Raw genomic sequence first — 19,398 nt, 5'->3', positions numbered from 1 at the left:
GGACGTTGCCAGGCACATTCAAGGACAACCTTTTCAGGTTGTCCTTTTTATGTTTATGATAAATTATTTTTCCACCACTTGTTTTTACAGCAAACATTGCAAACACTATGCATGATTGGAAGACAAGTGGGTGATAGGATGGATTGGATGGAATGGCTGCATCACTATAAATTGACAAGCATCTTGTTAGCGGCTGTCATTGCAAGGTTAATTATTTTTATTATCAATCAAACCGTTCATAACTTTTTTCAAAAGACCCATTTTATTGAGGAGCGGAAAGAGCAAACGATTGAAAGCATGATTCGTTCTTTAACGAAATACACAGCAACTCTAAGTTTTATCTTTTTTGCCATCTCCCAATATGTGAGCAATTTTGGAAGGATCCTCGCTGGTGCAGGGGTTATCGGAGTAATTATCGGAATTGGAGCTCAAAGCTTAATAAAGGATATACTCTCAGGTGTTTTTTTAATTTATGAAAAGCAGTTACATAAAGGTGACTTTATCACCATTAATAATACCTTTAATGGAACGGTTGTTGATATCGGTTTACGATTCGTAAAAATTCGGGAATGGAGCGGCAAGGTACTAACGATCAGTAACGGGGAAGTAAAGCAGATACATAACTTTAATATCGAGAAAATGCGCGTGATTGAAAGAGTTGTCGTAAGTTATCGGGAAAATCCAGAAAAGGTGTTTGAAGTCCTGGAGATTGCCTGTGAAAAAATAAACGAGGTGCACAAAGAATGTTTAAAATTAGATGAATTCCATTGTGTACTGGAGCCGTTTAAAGTATATGGGATGACCACAATTAATGCAGGATTTAGAGGGATAGAATATACAGTCACAGGTCTGGTTGATGATGCTTTTTACTGGGATGCTGCTAAAGGAGCAAGACGGATTATGGCCCAAACACTTTACGATTATGAAATAAAGCTTGCTGAAGACACCATGCTCCTTAGGCAGGTGGAAAATGCAGTTTTACAAGAGGGAAAATAAAACTAAAGGGGAGGTAGTAACTTCCAATGGGTAAAAAGAAAATGCAATTTGAGGTCCAGGAAAATGAAAGTATTGAGGACTGCTTGAATAGAATGAAAAAGTTGGGATATACCCCCATCCGACGAACGGAAAAGCCAATATTTCAAGAAGTAAAAAAGGGAAACGAAACGATTTATGAACCTGTAGCCCGTCAAATTATCTTTGAAGGAACATTAATGCAGTAAAACACGAACAATATAGTGTTATTTAAAAATAACGTTCGATTTATTAGTTGACACTTGATTGAGTTGATTGTAAGATATAGGAGTGATTTAAACAATTAATCTTTACCCTCGTATATCCATGGGAATATGGCCCATAAGTTTCTACCCAATAACCGTAAATTATTGGACTATGAGGGAAAGTCAATATGTTCGGTATGATTAAGGGCGGGACCCTTACTTTTATTATGCACGACCACTATGCCCGGACAAATGGCTTTCTCTTTGGAGAAGCTATTTGTTACGGGCTTTTTATTTGGGTAAAAAAAGGGGGAATATTGTTGTCCATTCTTGTAGGAGTAATCATGGGGAGTAAATCGGATTGGGAATCAATGAAACATACCTGTGAGGTTCTTGACCAGTTTGAAATTGCTTATGAAAAAAAAGTAGTATCAGCCCACAGAACACCAGATTTGATGTTTACATATGCGAAGGAAGCCAGGGAAAGAGGCTTAAAGGTAATTATTGCGGGAGCAGGCGGAGCAGCCCATCTACCTGGGATGGTAGCGGCACAAACCACCTTGCCAGTAATCGGTGTTCCCATCCAAACACAGGCATTAAAAGGGTTAGACTCTTTGCTGTCCATCGTTCAAATGCCGGGTGGTGTACCAGTAGCGACCGTAGCAATAGGCAAGGCGGGGGCAGTGAATGCAGGTTTAATTGCGGCCCAAATATTAGCAACGAATGACGCGGAGCTAGCAGAAAAAATAGCGGTAAGAAGAGAAGCCACTAAACAAGAGGTACTAGAAAGTAGTGATCAACTTGTCTAACCAAACAATTTTACCAGGAGCAACGATCGGAATTATTGGCGGCGGCCAGCTAGGCAGAATGATGGCACTGGCGGCAAAGGCTCAAGGTTTTCGAATTGCTGTTTTAGAACCGACGGCAGATTCTCCGTGCGGACAAGTCGCAGATATTGAGGTCATCGGGGCTTATAATGATCGAGAAGCTATCGGTAAATTAGCGGAAGTTAGTGATGTCATCACCTATGAATTTGAAAACATTGATGCAGATACACTAAACTGGTTATGTGCCCAAGCGAATGTTCCACAAGGCCCGCGTCTGTTAACCATCACGCAGGACAGGATAAAGGAGAAAGCGGCTATCCAGCAATCAGGTGTAAAAGTTGCACCATATGAAGTGATCAATCATTTGGAGGAATTATTTTTAAATATTAATACAATTGGTTACCCAGCAGTCCTGAAAACGGCAAGAGGCGGTTATGATGGAAAGGGTCAGCTCGTGATTCGAGAACAACAGGATTTAGCGAAAGGAGAACCACTTCTACAACATGGTGCCTGTGTATTAGAAAAATGGATACCTTTTGAAAAAGAAATTTCAGTGATCGTGACGCGCAAGCTTGATGGGGAAACAACATTTTTGCCTGTCGCTGAAAACATTCATAAAGATAATATTTTAGATACAACGATTGTTCCAGCGCGAATTTCAAAAGATATACAGAATGAAGCTGTTCAACTAGCAAAAAAGCTCGCTGATTCGTTACAATTAGTCGGGACGCTGGCTGTCGAAATGTTTTTGACTAGTGATGGAACCATTTATATTAATGAATTGGCGCCACGCCCGCATAATTCAGGACATTTTTCTATCGAAGCCTGTGAAACGTCACAGTTTGAGCAGCATATTCGTGCTATTTGTAATTGGCCGTTAGGGAGCACGGGGCTATTAAAACCGGCTGTTATGGTCAACCTATTAGGAGAGCATCTTGATCAACTATATAAGGAAATTCCAACAGTAAATGACTGGAAGATTCATTTATATGGAAAAAAAGAGGCAAAGGTAAAACGAAAAATGGGCCATGTGACGATTTTACGGGAGAGTGTCGAAGCGGCACTTTCAGAAATTAGCAACAGCAGCATTTGGAAGAGAGCAAAAGAAAAGATCGGGGGATAAAACATGATTGATCGTTATACTAGACCGGAAATGGGTGCAATTTGGACGGAGGAAAACCGCTTTAATGCTTGGCTTGAGGTAGAAATACTTGCTTGTGAGGCTTGGGCGGAACTAGGCGATATTCCAAAAGAAGATGTTAAGAAGCTTCGAGAAAATGCTTCCTTTAATATTGACCGTATTAAGGAGATTGAGGAAGAAACAAGACATGATGTTGTCGCGTTTACCCGTGCCGTCTCAGAAACCCTAGGTGAGGAACGAAAATGGGTTCATTACGGCTTAACGTCAACGGACGTGGTTGACACGGCCCTTTCTTATGTATTAAAGCAGGCCAATGCCATTTTACAAAAGGACATCGAAAACTTTATTGAGATTTTAAAAAATAAAGCAATTGAACATAAGTTTACAGTAATGATGGGCCGTACTCATGGCGTGCATGCCGAACCTACCACGTTTGGTTTGAAACTTGCCTTATGGTACGAAGAAATGAAACGGAACCTTGAGCGGTTTAAGCAAGCGGCAGCGGGTGTGGAGTTTGGAAAAATCTCGGGTGCTGTTGGAACCTATGCCAATATTGACCCATTTGTAGAGCAGTATGTATGTGAAAAATTGGGTCTGGGAGCAGCCCCGATTTCGACGCAGACATTACAGCGTGACCGCCATGCGCACTATATGTCGACAATTGCATTGATTGCCACTTCAATTGAAAAATTTGCGGTGGAAGTTCGCGGATTGCAAAAGAGTGAAACGCGTGAGGTGGAAGAGTTTTTTGCAAAAGGACAAAAAGGTTCTTCGGCCATGCCGCATAAACGCAATCCAATTGGTTCGGAAAATATGACCGGATTAGCCCGTGTGATCCGCGGCTATATGATGACTGCCTATGAGAATGTGCCGCTTTGGCATGAACGTGACATCTCTCATTCTTCTGCAGAACGAATTATCCTACCAGATGCCACGATTGCGTTGAATTATATGTTGAATCGCTTTGGAAACATTGTGAAGAACTTAACCGTTTATCCAGAGAATATGAAACGAAACATGGATCGTACTCTTGGGTTGATTTATTCCCAGCGTGTGTTGCTTGCACTAATTGATAAGGGGTTATCACGCGAAGAAGCGTATGACACGGTTCAGCCTAAGGCGATGGAAGCATGGGAAAAGCAAGTTCCTTTCCGCGGCTTAATTGAAGCAGAGGAAAAAATTACATCCCTGCTATCAAGTGCTGAAATTGCTGATTGCTTTGATTATAACTACCATTTGCAGCATGTAGATACCATTTTTGAGCGCTTAGGATTGAATGAGTAAGGGCTATTGACGCCCGAACTAGAGAAAAAAATGAGTTCTGGGTAGTCAATAGGGGTTATTGACGCCCGGACTAGAGAAAAAAATGAGTTCTGGGTAGACAATACGGGTTATTGTCTACGGAACTAGAGAAAAAGATTTAGTTTGGGTAGACAATACGGGTTATTGTCTACCGAACTAGAGAAAAAAATGAGTTATGGGTAGTCAATACGGGTTATTGTCTACCCATACTAAGAAAAAGTATGAGTTAAGGTAGACAATAGTGATTTATTGGTAATCTAAAAATCGATTTTAGGTAACTTACTATCAGAAAAATTCCCAATATTGCGAATAGGAGTGAGCTGTGATGAGTGAATTACTATACGAAGGAAAAGCGAAACGAATTTATGCAACAGAAGAGGAACAGATTGTTTTGGTTGAGTATAAGGATTCAGCGACTGCCTATAACGGACAAAAGAAGGCGGACATAACTGGAAAGGGCCGTCTCAATAACGAGATTACTAGTTTATTATTTTTAAAACTTAAAGAACAGGGGATTGAATCCCACTTTATCAAGCGTGTATCTGAAACGGAACAACTGGTTAAAAAAGTCTCGATCATTCCCCTTGAAGTAGTGGTACGCAATATCGCGGCAGGAAGCCTGGCAAAAAGATTAGGGATTGAAGAGGGCCGCGAGTTATCTACTCCTATGGTTGAGTTTTACCTGAAAAATGATGAACTTGGAGATCCGCTCCTAACCATTGATCACATCCTTGAATTGCAAGTGGCAACAGCTGAGGAGACGGCAATTTTACGAGAAAAGGCCCTCCAAATTAATACAGTCTTATCAAGCTTTTTCACTGACCTTGGCATACGTCTTATCGATTTCAAACTTGAGTTTGGCAAAGACACTGAAGGCACAATAATTTTAGCCGATGAAATTTCTCCTGACACCTGCAGGCTGTGGGATAAGGAAACCAATGAAAAGCTCGATAAGGATGTATTCCGTCGTGATTTAGGAAGTTTAACAGATGCCTATGAAAATATTTTAGCGAGATTGGGAGGACATCAGCATGTATAAAGTAAAGGTTTTTGTCACATTAAGAGAAAGTGTATTAGACCCTCAAGGGAAAGCAGTAACCAACTCACTAAACTCACTAAACTATAAGGAAGTAGCCGATGTACGAATCGGTAAATATATGGAATTAACGATCGAGAAATCAGAGCGGGATATTAATGAAGTTGTTAATGAAATCTGTACGAACGTTTTAGCTAACCCTGTTATTGAAGATTATCGTTACGAGATAGAGGAGTGTGTTACGCTGTGAAATTTGCCGTCATCGTCTTCCCAGGATCCAATTGTGACGTTGATATGTTCCATGCCATTCAAGATGAACTTGGAGAACAAGTGGAATATGTCTGGCATGATTCTGACAGTTTAGAAGAGTTTGATGGAATTTTGCTGCCAGGCGGCTTTTCTTATGGGGACTATTTACGCACAGGTGCGATTGCTAGATTCAGTAATGTCATGAAGGAAGTTATCAAAGCGGCAGAAGCAGGTAAGCCGGTTCTTGGCGTATGTAACGGATTTCAAATTCTGCTCGAAGCTGGCTTACTGCCGGGTGCAATGAGACGAAATGAAAGCCTATCGTTTATTTGCAAACCGGTGGAATTAAAGGTGGAAAACAACCAAACGATGTTTACCAATGCCTATGAACCTAACCAAACCATCATCATCCCTGTTGCCCACGGTGAAGGAAACTACTATTGTGACGAGGAAACACTCGCGAAACTGAAAGAAAAGAAGCAAATCGTCTTTACCTATAATCAGAACCCGAACGGTAGCCTTGCCGATATCGCCGGAATCATCAATGAAAAAGGCAATGTCCTTGGAATGATGCCTCATCCAGAAAGAGCCGTAGATGAATTGCTCGGCAGTGCCGATGGTTTAAAGATGTTCCAATCGATTGTAAAAGCTTGGAGGGAAGCACATGTTGTCAACGCTTGAACCAAATCCTACTCAGATTAAAGCAGAAAAAGTTTATCAGCAAATGGGTTTGTCCGACGAAGAATTTGCACTGATTGAAAACATTCTTGGCCGCACACCGAACTATACCGAAACAGGACTTTTTTCGGTTATGTGGTCGGAGCACTGCAGTTATAAAAATTCAAAGCCTATTCTAAAAAAATTCCCTATTACAGGTGAACGGGTACTTCAAGGACCCGGAGAGGGTGCTGGTATCGTCGATATCGGCGATGAACAGGCCGTTGTTTTTAAAATAGAAAGTCACAATCATCCATCAGCAATTGAACCTTACCAGGGAGCAGCAACGGGTGTTGGCGGGATTATCCGTGATGTTTTCTCAATGGGTGCACGTCCAATTGCGATGTTAAACTCGCTTCGTTTTGGGGAACTAGATTCTGCCCGTGTTCGCTATTTATTTAAAGAGGTCGTAGCAGGGATTGCCGGCTATGGAAACTGTATTGGAATCCCAACTGTTGGCGGAGAAATTCAGTTCGACCCATGTTATGAAGGGAACCCGCTCGTGAATGCGATGTGTGTGGGTCTCATCGACCATAAAGACATCAAAAAAGGGCAAGCCCATGGTGAAGGAAATACAGTGATGTATGTTGGGGCAAAAACAGGCCGTGACGGAATCCATGGTGCCACCTTCGCTTCAGAGGAATTAACAGCACAATCAAGTGAAGACCGTCCGGCGGTTCAAGTCGGCGATCCATTCATGGAGAAGTTGTTGTTAGAAGCTTGCCTAGAACTGATTCATTGTGATGCCCTAGTTGGAATTCAAGACATGGGGGCGGCGGGACTTATTAGTTCATCTGCAGAAATGGCCAGCAAGGCTGGAATGGGTATTGAGATGAATTTAGACTTGGTGCCGCAGCGTGAAACAGGAATGACTGCCTACGAAATGATGCTGTCTGAGTCCCAGGAACGGATGCTTATCGTTGTTAAAAAGGGAAGAGAGCAAGAAATCGTTGAGCTTTTTGAAAAATACGGTTTAGAAGCCGTTGGGATTGGCACGGTGACTAGCGATAAACAGATGCGCCTTTTCCATCAAGGAGAAATCGTGGCGGATGTTCCGGCTGATGCCTTAGCGGAAGAAGCACCGGTTTACCATAAGCCATCAAAAGAACCAAGCTATTTCGCTGAATTCCAAGCGATGGAAAATGAAGTTCCTCAGGTCGATGATTTGAAAGGAACGCTCGTAAGCCTGTTAAGCCAGCCAACGGTAGCTAGCAAGGAATGGGTTTATGAACAGTATGACTACATGGTGCGCACAAACACGGTCGTTTCACCAGGTTCTGATGCAGCGGTTGTAAGAATTCGCGGCACACGAAAAGCGCTGGCAATGACAACCGATTGTAATTCCCGCTATGTCTATCTGGATCCGGAAGTAGGCGGAAAAATTGCTGTTGCCGAAGCGGCTCGTAATATAGTTTGTTCTGGCGCAGAACCTTTAGCTATCACTGACAACTTAAATTTCGGTAACCCGGAAAAGCCAGAAGTGTTCTGGCAGATTGAAAAAGCAGCTGACGGCATGAGCGAAGCGTGCCGCGTCCTTGAGACCCCTGTTATCGGCGGGAACGTTTCTTTATATAACGAAACGAGTGGAACAGCGATCTATCCAACACCTGTAGTAGGGATGGTTGGTTTAGTAACAGATCTTGATCATATTACCACACAGCACTTCAAACAGAACGGTGACCTTATTTATTTAGTAGGGGAAACAAAGGATGAATTCGGCGGAAGTGAGCTGCAAAAGCTTTTGAACGGAAAAGTATTCGGTAAAGCCCCTGCATTAAATGTAATGATTGAAAAAGAAAGACAAAACCAGGTGCTTGCGGCGATTCGTGCAGGAGTAGTGGAATCAGCGCATGATTTATCAGAAGGCGGTTTAGCGGTTGCATTAGCGGAATGTCTTTTCGCGAATGAACAGCTTGGTGCACAAGTAGATATCGCTGGAAATTCGGTTTCAGCTTTATTCAGTGAAACACAATCTCGTTTTCTTTTAACAGTAAAAGAAGAGAATAAGAGTGAGTTTGAAAGTTTAGTAGATGCAGTACAAATTGGAACAGTGAATGACTCAGCGAAACTACAAATCACAAATGGTGAGTCAACGGTCCTTGAAGCTTCGATTGAAGAATTGAAAGATGCCTGGAAAGGGGCGATCCCATGCTTCCTGAAATCAAGGGATTAAATGAAGAGTGCGGCATCTTTGGTGTCTGGGGACATCAGGATGCAGCGCAGCTGACCTATTACGGACTTCACAGCCTGCAGCATCGCGGCCAGGAGGGGACAGGAATTGTGGTCTCAGATGGCAAACAGCTTAAAGGGGTAAAAGGGGAAGGGCTAGTTGCTGAAATTTTTACCACAGAAGCGATGAAGGAACTGACAGGCACATCAGCCATCGGTCATGTTCGTTATGCAACAGCAGGAGGCGGCGGTTATGAAAATGTTCAGCCGCTCCTATTCCATTCACAAACAGGAAGCCTTGCCTTGGCCCATAATGGTAACTTGGTTAACGTAAATTCATTAAAACATCAGCTTGAGGCCCAAGGGAGCATCTTTCAAACGAGTTCGGATACGGAAGTATTAGCGCACCTAATGAAAAGAAGCGGATACTCCGATTCAAAGGACCGTGCTAAAAACGCGCTCTCGATGCTAAAAGGGGCGTATGCCTACCTAATTATGACAGAAGACGAATTGATGGTAGCTCTTGATCCGCACGGCTTAAGACCACTTTCACTCGGATGTCTTGGTGATGCCTATGTAGTCGCATCGGAAACCTGTGCTTTTGATGTGATTGGTGCAGAATATATTCGCGATATTCGCCCAGGGGAACTTTTAATCATCAATAATCAGGGCATCACTTCTGAACAATTCGCGGTCAGTTCCACGAAAGCAATTTGTATGATGGAATATATTTATTTTTCAAGGCCTGACAGTAACATTCAAGGGATAAATGTCCATACTGCCCGCAAAAACCTCGGAAAAAGAATGGCAATTGAAGCGCCGTTTGAAGCCGACGTTGTCACGGGTGTCCCGGATTCCAGTATTTCAGCAGCAATTGGCTATGCAGAAGCGGCAGGTATTCCCTATGAGATGGGATTAATTAAGAACCGCTATGTCGGCAGAACGTTCATCCAGCCTTCGCAGTCGTTAAGGGAGCAAGGAGTCAAGATGAAGCTTTCCCCTGTACGAGGAGTTGTCGAAGGAAAGCGTGTCGTCATGGTTGATGATTCGATTGTTCGGGGAACAACTAGCAAGCGGATTGTCACCATGCTAAAAGATGCGGGAGCCACAGAGGTCCATGTTGTCATTACATCACCTCCGATTAAAAATCCATGCTTCTATGGGATTGACACGTCAACGAAAGAAGAACTAATAGCCTCCGATAAATCCATCGAGGAAATGAGGCAGCTGATTGGGGCGGATACTCTCACGTTTATTAGCGTGGAGGGGATGATCGAAGCAATCGGTAAAAAGGACGGGGACGGTACAAGCGGCTATTGCCTAGGATGTTTTACAGGGAACTACCCAACCGAAATTTATCCGGATACACTCCAATATTATTATCAAAAGTAGAAAGGGGCGAGCAGCGTGGCCAATGCATATACGCAAGCAGGTGTGAATATCGAAGCAGGCTATGAAGCGGTGGAGAGAATGAAAAAGCATGTTCAAAAAACAGCCCGGGCTGGCGTCCTTGGCAGCTTAGGTGGATTTGGAGGCATGTTTGATTTATCTGCATTACAACTAAAGGAACCGGTTTTGGTGTCAGGTACCGATGGGGTAGGTACGAAGTTGATGATTGCCTTTTGGATGGACCAGCATGATACGATTGGAATTGATGCGGTCGCCATGTGTGTTAATGATATTGTGGTTCAAGGAGCAGAGCCCTTGTTTTTCCTAGATTATATTGCCTGTGGCAAAGCCGTGCCTGAAAAGATTGAGGCGATTGTTAAAGGGATTGCGGACGGATGTCAGCAGGCCGGCTGTGCGCTCATCGGCGGTGAAACGGCTGAAATGCCTGGTTTATATAGTGAAAGTGAATACGATTTAGCTGGATTTACGGTGGGGGCATGTGAGAAATCACAACTTATCACAGGCGAAACGATTCAAGCAGGTGATGTGCTGATTGGCTTAGCCTCGAGCGGTATTCACAGCAATGGTTATTCCCTTGTTCGAAAAGTGTTTAATGACTGGCCGTTACTAGATTTTGTCGATGAACTCGGGTGTACATTAGGAGAAGAATTACTCAAGCCAACAAAGATTTATGTGAAACCGATTTTGTCTGCGTTAAAAAAGGTTCCAATAAAGGGAATGGCTCATATCACAGGCGGAGGATTTATTGAAAACATTCCGCGGATGTTGCCAGAAGGTCTCGGAGCAGAATTGAATGAAAAAAGCTGGGAGATTCCACCTGTGTTCAAACTAATTTCTTCCCATGGACAAATTGATTACCAAGAGATGTATAATATTTTTAACATGGGTATCGGGATGGTTATTGCTGTTGACCGTAATAATGCAGCGGATCTTTTAGAACATTTTAGACAATCTGGGGAAACCGCTTATGAAATCGGAGTGGTCACTGAAAATAAAGGGATTGAAATCAAGGCTCAGGGTGGCCGCCTATGAGAAAGATAGCGGTGTTTGCATCAGGGAGCGGAAGTAATTTCCAAGCAATTATTGATGTCGTCCAATCTGGACAACTTGATGCGGATATTTCTCTGTTAGTTTGCGACAAACCGGGTGCTTTTGCGATTGAAAGAGCGGAAGCAGCGAGGATTCCAAGTTTTGTTTTTACCGCAAAGGATTATTCTAGTAAGGAACATTATGAAGAGGAAATTTTAGCCCATTTAAAAGCAAGCGGCGTAGAATTTATTGTCTTGGCAGGATACATGCGGTTGATTGGTCCGAAATTGTTAACTGAGTATAAGGGAAGAATCGTCAATATCCACCCATCCCTGCTTCCAGCTTTTCCAGGCAAGGATGCGATTGGGCAGGCATTAGCCGCTAAAGTGAAGTGGAGCGGTGTGACCATCCATTTTGTTGATGAGGGTATGGATACAGGTCCGATTATTATTCAGGAGCGGGTTCGACTTGACGAAAATGAGACAAGAGAGAGCCTGCAACGAAAAATACAGAAATGCGAACATAAGCTTTATCCATCCGTACTTCAAATGCTATTAACACAAGGAGATGTAATCAATGACACAAAAGCGCGCGCTCATTAGTGTTTCTGATAAAAATGGAATAACAGAATTCGCAAAGGAATTAGTCAGTCTTGGATATGAATTGATTTCCACAGGAGGCACAAAAAAGGCTCTCCAAGAGCAGGGGATCCCTGTCCTTAGTGTTAGTGAGGTAACAGGTTTTCCAGAAATCTTAGAAGGCCGCGTTAAAACATTAAATCCTTTCATTCATGGCGGCTTGCTCGCAAAACAAGATGAGGCCGAGCATCAACAGCAGTTAGCCGAGCATGGGATTCAAGCGATTCAACTAGTTTGCGTCAATCTATATCCGTTCCAACAAACCATTGCCAAACCGGATGTTACGGTTGCCGATGCGATTGAAAACATTGATATCGGCGGACCTACCATGCTGCGTGCTTCGGCAAAAAACTACCAATATGTAACCGTGGTTGTTGATCCGACTGATTACCAGACGGTTATTAATGAATTGAAGGCTGATGGCGCAACAACGTTTGAAACGAGAAGAAAGCTTGCAGCGAAAGTGTTCCGACACACCGCCGCTTATGATGCCTTAATTGCAGAATACATGACCCATTTGGCAGAAGAGGAGAACCCTGAAAAATTAACGGTTACATATGAATTAAACCAAACCCTTCGTTACGGAGAAAATCCACATCAACAAGCAGCTTTTTATAAAAAGCCACTCGGCTCAACCTTCTCGATTGCTAATGCTGTGCAGCTACATGGCAAAGAGCTTTCCTACAACAATATTAATGATGCCGATGCAGCCCTGCAGATTGTAAAGGAGTTTACGGAGTCTGCGGCAGTAGCCGTAAAGCATATGAATCCGTGCGGGGTAGGAACAGGAAAAACGAGCTTTGAAGCGTTCACTAAAGCATTTGCTGCAGATCCTGTATCTATTTTTGGCGGTATCATTGCCTTTAACCGCGAAGTAGATGCCGAAACTGCTGGCAAACTTCATGAAATATTCTTAGAGATTATTATTGCACCATCATTTTCAGAGGAAGCGTTAGCGATCCTTACAGGGAAAAAGAACCTTCGCCTGTTAACGATTCCGTTTAATGAAACTAAAAAAATCGAGCGAAAAATGACAACGATTGAAGGCGGATTGCTCGTTCAAGATCAGGACCGGTTCACGTTGGAAGACGCCAATGTCACGATTGCAACGAAAAGACAACCGACAGATGCAGAATGGGAAGCATTAAAGCTTGGCTGGAAGGTTGTTAAACACGTGAAGTCAAATGCGATTGTGTTGACGAGCGAGGACATGACGATCGGAATTGGTGCCGGTCAGATGAACCGAGTTGGCGCGGCGGAAATTGCCCTTAAGCAAGCAGGTTCAAAAGCTGAGGGAGCAGCCCTAGCATCAGATGCCTTTTTCCCAATGGATGATACTGTCGAGGCGGCGGCAAAGGCAGGAATTACAGCAATTATTCAACCAGGCGGCTCCATCCGTGATGCAGATTCAATAAAAAAAGCAGATGAATATGGGATTGCCATGGTGTTTACGGGCGTAAGACATTTCAAACATTAATCGGTGGAGGTCATTCGAATGAACGTACTGGTTATCGGGCGCGGCGGTCGAGAACATGCGATTTGCCGAAAAATAAGTGAAAGCCTACAAGTAGAAAGAGTATTTGTTGCCCCTGGGAATATCGGGATGACAGATGTAGCTGAGCGGATCTCGATTGAAGAGTCAGAACATGAACAACTGCTTCAATATGCCATAGCGAACCATGTAGGCTTGACAATCATCGGTCCAGAGGTTCCTTTGCTAGAAGGGTTGGCGGACAAATTTGAAGCGGCTGGGTTGGCTGTCTTCGGTCCGCGGGCGGCAGCAGCAGAAATTGAAGGCAGCAAGTCATTCGCAAAAGAACTAATGAAGAAATATCAAATTCCAACAGCCGATTATGCTGTGTTCACCAACTATGAGGATGCTCGAAACTATGTGGAAGAAAAAGGGGCACCGATTGTCATTAAAGCAGACGGTTTGGCAGCAGGAAAAGGCGTTACGGTTGCACTTACGAAAGATGTGGCACTCCAGAGCCTTGAAGAAATGCTGATTGATGCGAAATTCGGTGCTGCCTCTTCTCAAGTGGTAATTGAAGAGTTTTTAGACGGTGAAGAATTTTCATTGATGGCTTTAGTAAATGGGGAAGTTGTGGTGCCGCTTGAAATTGCTCAGGACCATAAACGGGCCTATGATGGAGACCTTGGTCCCAATACGGGCGGGATGGGAGCTTATTCTCCTGTTCCTCAGATTGGCGCAGAAACAGTTCAAACGGCGGTTGAAACGGTCCTTTTACCAGCCGCTAAAGCGATGGTTCAAGAAGGCAGAAGTTTTTGCGGCGTCCTCTATGCGGGATTGATTAAAACAAATGAAGGCCCAAAAGTGATTGAATTTAATGCACGTTTTGGTGATCCTGAAACACAAGTGGTATTACCAAGGTTAAAATCAGATTTAGTGCAGGTCATTATCGAGCTTTTAAATGATGGTGCGCCGGTTTTGGAATGGGATGAGCAATCGATGATTGGTGCGGTTGTGGCCGCGAAAGGGTACCCGGAGGCTTATGAAAAAGGAGCTGTACTAACAGGTTTGGCAGATTTAAATCAGCAAGAGGTCTATACTTTTCATGCTGGCACTGACCAAAATGATCAAGGTGAGTTTGTCACGGCCGGGGGCAGGGTGCTTTTAGTTGGTGCAAAGGCTGAAAGTTTAGTCGAGGCTCGCGAAAAGGTGTATCTCGAACTCGAAAAGTTAACGTCTGATGGTGTATTTTATCGAAGAGATATCGGGGCAAAAGCAATTTACCCCGTGACACGCTAACGGGCTCCTCTTTTACCTGTGCGGCGGATAAAAGCATAAAGAAGTGCCACAATGCTGCCGATAATGGCAATTATCACGAACGACATGTCGGTTAGATACTCCAAAAACATGAATAATCAACTCCAATCAAGGGCTGACCCGCAAAGGGCCAGCTCTTTTTTAGCTACATAAAGATAATTATCGGTTCGGTGAGTTATTTAAACAAAATATTGAGCTTTTCAACTAAGATTTCAATTATTTTTACGAAATCCTGAGTTTTTAGACCAAAATTACAATTATTTTTACAATAAATGTGAAAAATTTACAAATCTCAACTTAAGTAGGATTATAAGGCAGAATTTCCTCGCCTTTATGGTCATTAAGTCCTTCCATTGAATCCCTTGAATCCATAGCGTGATCGTGCTCAGTGATCATGCACTGATATTTTTCAAATAATGCAGTGAGTGGACAAAACCGGACAATCCCTTCAGCCACCTTCATGGCGCCACAAAGGGCAACAAACAAATAAGAATCCCGCCATGGCTGCTTGACCAGCTTTGAAGTGGTCCAGGAAAGGATGGTTAATCCAAGCGTAATCCTGATTAGCGCGTTAATCATACTTATATTTGGTTTCACATTCACATTGTTCACTCCTTCACAAAATGTTTACATTAATTATCAATTCTTTAATGCGTTAAACAGTAAAATATGATAGTATTGTATCTAAAGTTAATTTTTTGTAAGGGCTTTCTTTGTTGTTAAATCAACTTATTATTATATAGATAGTTTTTTTGAAAGGGGAGGAAGACGTATGCTGGAACAACGCTACCGCTGGAAAAATAAAAACTTAAGGATGCATGTTTCCGTATTAGATGGAAAAACGTCTCCAACCATTTTATTGAAAAACGCCTTGTATTTAAATCAGACGTTTCGTAAGTGGTTGAGAGCAAATATTTGGATTTATGAAGACCGGATTGTTTATGTGGGTGAAAACTTGCCAACACACCTTGAAAACTGTGAAATCATTGATTGCACCAATGAGATTCTTGTTCCTGGTTATATTGAACCACATGCCCATCCGTTTCAATTATATAATCCCCTAACGCTTGCGGCCTATGCATCACAGTTTGGAACGACAACGTTAATCAATGATAATATGGCGCTTTTTTTACATTTGAAAAAAAGGGAAGCGTTTTCATTGCTAAAAGACCTTCGTTCGATTCCCTCCACAATGTTTTGGTGGAGCCGTTTTGATTCACAAACGGAAATTTTGAATGAAGAAGAGATATTTTCACATAGTAATGTTAAATCATGGCTTGAGCACGATGCAGTTCTTCAAGGAGGAGAATTGACTGGGTGGCCAAAACTGCTTGATGGCGATGATATGATGCTCCATTGGATTCAGGAAGCAAAACGAATGCGCAAGCAGATTGAAGGTCATTTCCCTGGAGCTTCGGAAAAAACATTGGCCAAAATGAGGCTGCTTGGTGCGGATTCTGACCATGAAGCGATGACAGGTGAAGAGGTTTATAACCGTTTGATGCAAGGGTATATGGTGTCTTTAAGGTATTCATCGATTCGTCCTGATTTGCCTCAGATCCTGGATGATATGAAACGATTAGGCATTGATGCTTATGATCGATTAATGTTTAATACAGACGGGGCATCCTCGACTTTCTACGAACAAGGAGTAACTGATGCGATGATTCGTATTGCGATTGAAAAAGGTGTTCCTGTCATTGATGCCTATAATATGGCGACCGTCAATATTGCCCGCTATTACAATATTGACCACCTTCATGGGAATATTGCAACGGGGCGTGTGGCCAATATCAACTTTTTAGCTACCGTTGAAAATCCTACACCTGTGTCTGTTCTTGCGAAGGGTAAATGGGTGAAAAGGGATGGAAAACCTGTCGTTGATGCCTATTCACCGATTAGTTGGGATGAATATGGGCTTCAACCACTAGCAGTGGATTGGGAATTAAACTTAGATGATTTGCAATTTTCAATGCCATTTGGAATCAAGATGGAAAATGCCGTCATCACAAAACCATATTCAATCTCAATCGATGCGTCAGAAGATGAATTGTCATCCACTAATGATGAATGCTTTTTTACATTGATGGATCGAAATGGCAAGTGGAGAGTGAATACACTTTTAAAAGGATTTGCGACTACCTTATCAGCCTTAGCCAGTTCCTATTCCAATACAGGAGATATTATTCTAATAGGAAAAAATAAACAAGATATGCTCCATGCTTTTAATAGAATGAAAGAATTGGGCGGCGGCATTGTGATGGTAGAAGATAATCAAGTAGTTTGCGAGGTTCCATTGCCTTTACACGGAATCATGTCAAACCTTTCGATTGAGGAATTAATTAGCCTGGAAAAACAGCTGCTTGTTGAGTTAAGAAATAGAGGCTACAAATTTTCTGATCCGATTTACAGTCTGGCTTTCTTTTCTGCGACACATTTGCCGTACATCCGGATTACTCCGCAGGGAATGTATGACGTGATGAATAAAACAGTACTCTTTCCGTCAATAATGCGTTAAACTGTTAGTAAGTAAAGGATTAAAGCGTGAAAGTTTTGAAGTAATAGAATGAAGGTAAATAGAGGTGTTCATGAAAATGAAAAAATGGGTTGTTTTCGTGATGGCTTTCTTATTACTGCTTTCGGGGTGCAGTAATAAGGAAAAAGAACCAGTTAAAAAGGAAAAAACAGTCACTCAAACGGAGACAAAAAAGCCGGAAGAGAAACAGGCTGACCCCTATTTTTATCCTTTAACAGGGATTGGATCTGAAACAAGCACAGAGGGAAGAGCCGTAGCAGTGATGATTAATAATCATCCAAAAGCAAGACCGCAATCAGGTCTAAACAAGGCGGACCTTGTGTATGAAATCCTTGCAGAAGGGGATATCACTCGCTTCCTCGCAGTATTTCAGAGCGAAAAGCCCGACAATATAGGTCCGGTCCGGAGTGCACGGGATTATTATATTGATTTGGCCAAAGGACTGAATGCTCTTTACATTGCCCATGGCTGGAGCCCAGAAGCGAAGAAACTGCTTAATAGTAATTATATTGATAATTTAAATGGCATGGTCTATGACGGTACGCTATTTAAACGATCAAAGACACGAAAAGCACCTCATAACTCCTATATTACGTATGAAAATATTTTAAAGGGTGCAAAAAAGAAGAACTACTCGATGGCAAAAGGCCCAGCCCCCTATAAGTTTTTCACAGAGGAAGAAGCTAAGAATATAACCGGTACAGATGCAAAAACTGTGAAGATTACTTATTCGAAGGGCGGAATTTCCAATTCCAGGTTTGAATTTGATGCGGCCGCAGGAAAGTATAAGCGGTTTTCAGGCGGTGAACAAACGGTTGATTTAAATACGAAAGAGCCTGTTTTAGTCGATAATATCTTTATTATCGAAACAACGCATCGGTTTATTGATTCCTATGGACGCCGGGAAATTGATTTTAAGTCTGGCGGCAAAGCGTATCTGCTCCAAAAGGGAAAAGTAAACCAAGTCGAATGGAAGAATAAAAACGGTGAAATTGTCCCTGTCAAAAATGGGGAAGAAATTCCACTGGTTCCAGGCAAAACATGGATCAATGTGGTTCCAACTAATCCAGGTCTTCAAAAGACTGTATCATTAGGTGTAAACTAAATAGACATTTTATCTTTTAAAGGGGTAAACAATATGCAAATAAATAAATTACGAGGAAAAGAGCTTGATCAATTATTTCAAGCCGTCCTTTCATTAAATGATCTTGAAGAATGCTATCGCTTCTTTGACGATTTGTGTACAATTAATGAAATTCAATCATTAGCACAACGTCTTGATGTGGCAAGGATGCTTCGTGAAGGAAATACGTATCATAAAATTGAAACAGAAACGGGTGCGAGCACTGCAACGATTTCACGAGTGAAACGTTGTTTGAATTACGGAAATGATACCTATGAAATGGTGCTTGAACGAATTAAAAATGATACCCATTCAACTGAACAGCAATAAACAAGCCGGAGAGAACGCTCTTCGGTTTTTCTTTTTGAAACCAGCTCAAGCACCTGAGCAAGGAGCTTCCGCTTTTTAGTTGGGTAAATTTAGATTTACTGTTTTGTTTTTTTATCGAATCCGCTAGTGCTATAATGGTGTAATGGAATTATGATGTGGGAGGACCTTTTTGATGTATGATTTTCGCGAGTGGCGGCATGTGTTTAAACTCGACCCAAATAAAGAATTATCAGAAGAACATTTAGAAAAAATCTGTGAGTCTGGAACGGATGCAATCATCGTAGGCGGCACAGATGGGATTACTATAGAAAATGTCCTAGATTTAATGGCAAGGATTCGCAGATTTTCCGTACCATGTGTCCTTGAAGTTTCTACAATCGAGACCGTTACACCTGGGTTTGACCTTTATTTTATTCCCACCATTTTAAACAGCAGTGATACGAAATGGATTACGGGGCTTCACCACCAAGCTGTTAAGGAATTTGGTGAAATTATGGATTGGGAAGAAATTGTTATGGAAGGCTATTGTATTTTGAATGAAGACTGCAAAGCGGCAAAACTGACTAGTGCGAATACAAATGTAACCGTCGAAGAGGTTAAGGCCTACGCAGTTATGGCAGAAAAAATGTTCCAGCTGCCCATTTTTTATTTAGAATATAGCGGGACTTATGGGGATGTTAATCTAGTGGCGGACGTGAAAAAATCACTAGAAAAAACGACTCTCTTCTATGGTGGTGGCATATCAACCATTGATCAGGCAGAAGAAGTGGCCAAGTATGCTGACGTGATTGTGGTCGGAAACGCAGTTTATGAAAATTTTGAACTAGCATTAGAAACTGTGAAAATTAGTCGATAGAAAATTGCTTATATGATAGAAACACGTTAA

Annotated in this window: 20 protein-coding genes and 1 riboswitch; of the genes, 18 read left to right on the top strand and 2 right to left on the bottom strand. The window is 42.3% G+C overall.

The genetic code is table 11. From position 1 onward, the window contains the following. Window positions 1-138 precede the first annotated feature (138 nt). The 14 genes from V7121_RS09075 (at window position 139) to purD (ending at window position 14,505) form a co-directional block, all read left to right on the top strand. Window positions 139-996: a mechanosensitive ion channel family protein gene (locus V7121_RS09075; protein ID WP_335494807.1), complete on the top strand. Its 858-nt coding sequence runs from the start codon at window positions 139-141 to the stop codon at window positions 994-996. Window positions 997-1,022: 26 nt separating this feature from the next. Then, entirely contained in the window at window positions 1,023-1,220 is a 198-nt protein-coding gene (locus V7121_RS09070) for an NETI motif-containing protein (RefSeq protein WP_335494461.1), read from the top strand. An 88-nt stretch (window positions 1,221-1,308) separates the two neighbouring features. After that, a riboswitch (purine riboswitch) is annotated at window positions 1,309-1,410 on the top strand. A 127-nt stretch (window positions 1,411-1,537) separates the two neighbouring features. After that, entirely contained in the window at window positions 1,538-2,026 is a 489-nt protein-coding gene (purE, locus tag V7121_RS09065) for a 5-(carboxyamino)imidazole ribonucleotide mutase (RefSeq protein WP_335546414.1), read from the top strand. Next, window positions 2,019-3,167, top strand: coding sequence for a 5-(carboxyamino)imidazole ribonucleotide synthase (gene purK, locus V7121_RS09060; RefSeq protein ID WP_335494466.1), 1,149 nt, complete (start codon window positions 2,019-2,021; stop codon window positions 3,165-3,167). Before purE ends, purK begins: the two co-directional genes overlap by 8 nt. Before the next feature lie 3 nt (window positions 3,168-3,170). Beyond that, window positions 3,171-4,469 (top strand): adenylosuccinate lyase, encoded by a 1,299-nt coding sequence (purB, locus tag V7121_RS09055; protein ID WP_335494468.1) that lies wholly within the window; start codon window positions 3,171-3,173, stop codon window positions 4,467-4,469. Window positions 4,470-4,812: 343 nt separating this feature from the next. Next, window positions 4,813-5,526, top strand: coding sequence for a phosphoribosylaminoimidazolesuccinocarboxamide synthase (purC, locus tag V7121_RS09050; RefSeq protein WP_335546412.1), 714 nt, complete (start codon window positions 4,813-4,815; stop codon window positions 5,524-5,526). After that, window positions 5,519-5,773 carry a phosphoribosylformylglycinamidine synthase subunit PurS gene (gene purS / locus V7121_RS09045; protein WP_335546410.1) on the top strand — a complete coding sequence of 85 codons (255 nt, stop codon included), beginning with the start codon at window positions 5,519-5,521 and terminating at the stop codon, window positions 5,771-5,773. Before purC ends, purS begins: the two co-directional genes overlap by 8 nt. Next, window positions 5,770-6,453 (top strand): phosphoribosylformylglycinamidine synthase subunit PurQ, encoded by a 684-nt coding sequence (gene purQ / locus V7121_RS09040; RefSeq protein ID WP_335546408.1) that lies wholly within the window; start codon window positions 5,770-5,772, stop codon window positions 6,451-6,453. The genes purS and purQ overlap by 4 nt, the downstream gene beginning before the upstream one ends. Next, window positions 6,437-8,662, top strand: a complete 2,226-nt coding sequence (gene purL / locus V7121_RS09035; protein WP_335546406.1) for a phosphoribosylformylglycinamidine synthase subunit PurL — start codon at window positions 6,437-6,439, stop codon at window positions 8,660-8,662. The genes purQ and purL overlap by 17 nt, the downstream gene beginning before the upstream one ends. Further along, window positions 8,638-10,050, top strand: a complete 1,413-nt coding sequence (gene purF / locus V7121_RS09030; protein WP_335546404.1) for an amidophosphoribosyltransferase — start codon at window positions 8,638-8,640, stop codon at window positions 10,048-10,050. The genes purL and purF overlap by 25 nt, the downstream gene beginning before the upstream one ends. A gap of 15 nt (window positions 10,051-10,065) precedes the next feature. Beyond that, entirely contained in the window at window positions 10,066-11,100 is a 1,035-nt protein-coding gene (gene purM / locus V7121_RS09025; RefSeq protein WP_335546402.1) for a phosphoribosylformylglycinamidine cyclo-ligase, read from the top strand. Continuing rightward, window positions 11,097-11,699 (top strand): phosphoribosylglycinamide formyltransferase, encoded by a 603-nt coding sequence (gene purN / locus V7121_RS09020; protein ID WP_335494484.1) that lies wholly within the window; start codon window positions 11,097-11,099, stop codon window positions 11,697-11,699. The genes purM and purN overlap by 4 nt, the downstream gene beginning before the upstream one ends. Next, window positions 11,674-13,212 (top strand): bifunctional phosphoribosylaminoimidazolecarboxamide formyltransferase/IMP cyclohydrolase, encoded by a 1,539-nt coding sequence (gene purH / locus V7121_RS09015; RefSeq protein WP_335546400.1) that lies wholly within the window; start codon window positions 11,674-11,676, stop codon window positions 13,210-13,212. Before purN ends, purH begins: the two co-directional genes overlap by 26 nt. 18 nt (window positions 13,213-13,230) lie before the next feature. Then, complete coding sequence (gene purD, locus V7121_RS09010) at window positions 13,231-14,505, top strand: phosphoribosylamine--glycine ligase (protein WP_335546398.1); 1,275 nt, start codon at window positions 13,231-13,233, stop codon at window positions 14,503-14,505. Here the strand turns inward: purD and V7121_RS09005 are convergent. Next, the gene (locus tag V7121_RS09005) at window positions 14,502-14,615 is read right to left on the bottom strand and encodes an EYxxD motif small membrane protein (RefSeq protein WP_335494492.1); all 114 of its coding nucleotides are present in this window, start codon (window positions 14,613-14,615) and stop codon (window positions 14,502-14,504) included. The two genes, purD and V7121_RS09005, sit on opposite strands and share 4 nt — an antisense overlap. 205 nt (window positions 14,616-14,820) lie before the next feature. Further along, window positions 14,821-15,126, bottom strand: coding sequence for a YgaP family membrane protein (locus tag V7121_RS09000; RefSeq protein ID WP_335494495.1), 306 nt, complete (start codon window positions 15,124-15,126; stop codon window positions 14,821-14,823). A 169-nt stretch (window positions 15,127-15,295) separates the two neighbouring features. On the opposite strand from V7121_RS09000, the gene V7121_RS08995 reads away from it, so the two are divergent. From V7121_RS08995 to V7121_RS08980, 4 genes are all read left to right on the top strand, one after another. Next, window positions 15,296-17,041, top strand: a complete 1,746-nt coding sequence (locus V7121_RS08995; RefSeq protein WP_335494498.1) for an adenine deaminase C-terminal domain-containing protein — start codon at window positions 15,296-15,298, stop codon at window positions 17,039-17,041. A gap of 76 nt (window positions 17,042-17,117) precedes the next feature. Further along, entirely contained in the window at window positions 17,118-18,164 is a 1,047-nt protein-coding gene (locus V7121_RS08990; protein WP_335494501.1) for a DUF3048 domain-containing protein, read from the top strand. Between the two features lie 33 nt (window positions 18,165-18,197). Then, window positions 18,198-18,512 (top strand): YerC/YecD family TrpR-related protein, encoded by a 315-nt coding sequence (locus V7121_RS08985; RefSeq protein ID WP_335494504.1) that lies wholly within the window; start codon window positions 18,198-18,200, stop codon window positions 18,510-18,512. A 172-nt stretch (window positions 18,513-18,684) separates the two neighbouring features. Beyond that, window positions 18,685-19,368, top strand: a complete 684-nt coding sequence (locus V7121_RS08980; RefSeq protein WP_335494507.1) for a heptaprenylglyceryl phosphate synthase — start codon at window positions 18,685-18,687, stop codon at window positions 19,366-19,368. Window positions 19,369-19,398 lie beyond the last annotated feature (30 nt).

The organism is Neobacillus drentensis (assembly GCF_036962125.1).
In the GTDB taxonomy this organism is placed as follows: domain Bacteria; phylum Bacillota; class Bacilli; order Bacillales; family Cytobacillaceae; genus Neobacillus; species Neobacillus drentensis_B.
The sequence above is the reverse complement of the archived record's forward strand: the minus strand, read 5'-3'. Positions and strand labels throughout refer to the sequence as shown.

Excerpts from the sequence above, each read along its gene's own strand:
- V7121_RS09075 (WP_335494807.1), top strand. The coding sequence starts at position 139 with ATGGATTGGATGGAATGGCTGCATCACTATAAATTGACAAGCATCTTG.
- V7121_RS09070 (WP_335494461.1), top strand. The coding sequence starts at position 1,023 with ATGGGTAAAAAGAAAATGCAATTTGAGGTCCAGGAAAATGAAAGTATT.
- purB (WP_335494468.1), top strand. The coding sequence starts at position 3,171 with ATGATTGATCGTTATACTAGACCGGAAATGGGTGCAATTTGGACGGAG.
- purC (WP_335546412.1), top strand. The coding sequence starts at position 4,813 with ATGAGTGAATTACTATACGAAGGAAAAGCGAAACGAATTTATGCAACA.
- purS (WP_335546410.1), top strand. The coding sequence starts at position 5,519 with ATGTATAAAGTAAAGGTTTTTGTCACATTAAGAGAAAGTGTATTAGAC.
- purL (WP_335546406.1), top strand. The coding sequence starts at position 6,437 with ATGTTGTCAACGCTTGAACCAAATCCTACTCAGATTAAAGCAGAAAAA.
- purF (WP_335546404.1), top strand. The coding sequence starts at position 8,638 with ATGCTTCCTGAAATCAAGGGATTAAATGAAGAGTGCGGCATCTTTGGT.
- purN (WP_335494484.1), top strand. The coding sequence starts at position 11,097 with ATGAGAAAGATAGCGGTGTTTGCATCAGGGAGCGGAAGTAATTTCCAA.
- purH (WP_335546400.1), top strand. The coding sequence starts at position 11,674 with ATGACACAAAAGCGCGCGCTCATTAGTGTTTCTGATAAAAATGGAATA.
- purD (WP_335546398.1), top strand. The coding sequence starts at position 13,231 with ATGAACGTACTGGTTATCGGGCGCGGCGGTCGAGAACATGCGATTTGC.
- V7121_RS09005 (WP_335494492.1), bottom strand. The coding sequence starts at position 14,615 with ATGTTTTTGGAGTATCTAACCGACATGTCGTTCGTGATAATTGCCATT.
- V7121_RS08995 (WP_335494498.1), top strand. The coding sequence starts at position 15,296 with ATGCTGGAACAACGCTACCGCTGGAAAAATAAAAACTTAAGGATGCAT.
- V7121_RS08990 (WP_335494501.1), top strand. The coding sequence starts at position 17,118 with ATGAAAAAATGGGTTGTTTTCGTGATGGCTTTCTTATTACTGCTTTCG.
- V7121_RS08985 (WP_335494504.1), top strand. The coding sequence starts at position 18,198 with ATGCAAATAAATAAATTACGAGGAAAAGAGCTTGATCAATTATTTCAA.
- V7121_RS08980 (WP_335494507.1), top strand. The coding sequence starts at position 18,685 with ATGTATGATTTTCGCGAGTGGCGGCATGTGTTTAAACTCGACCCAAAT.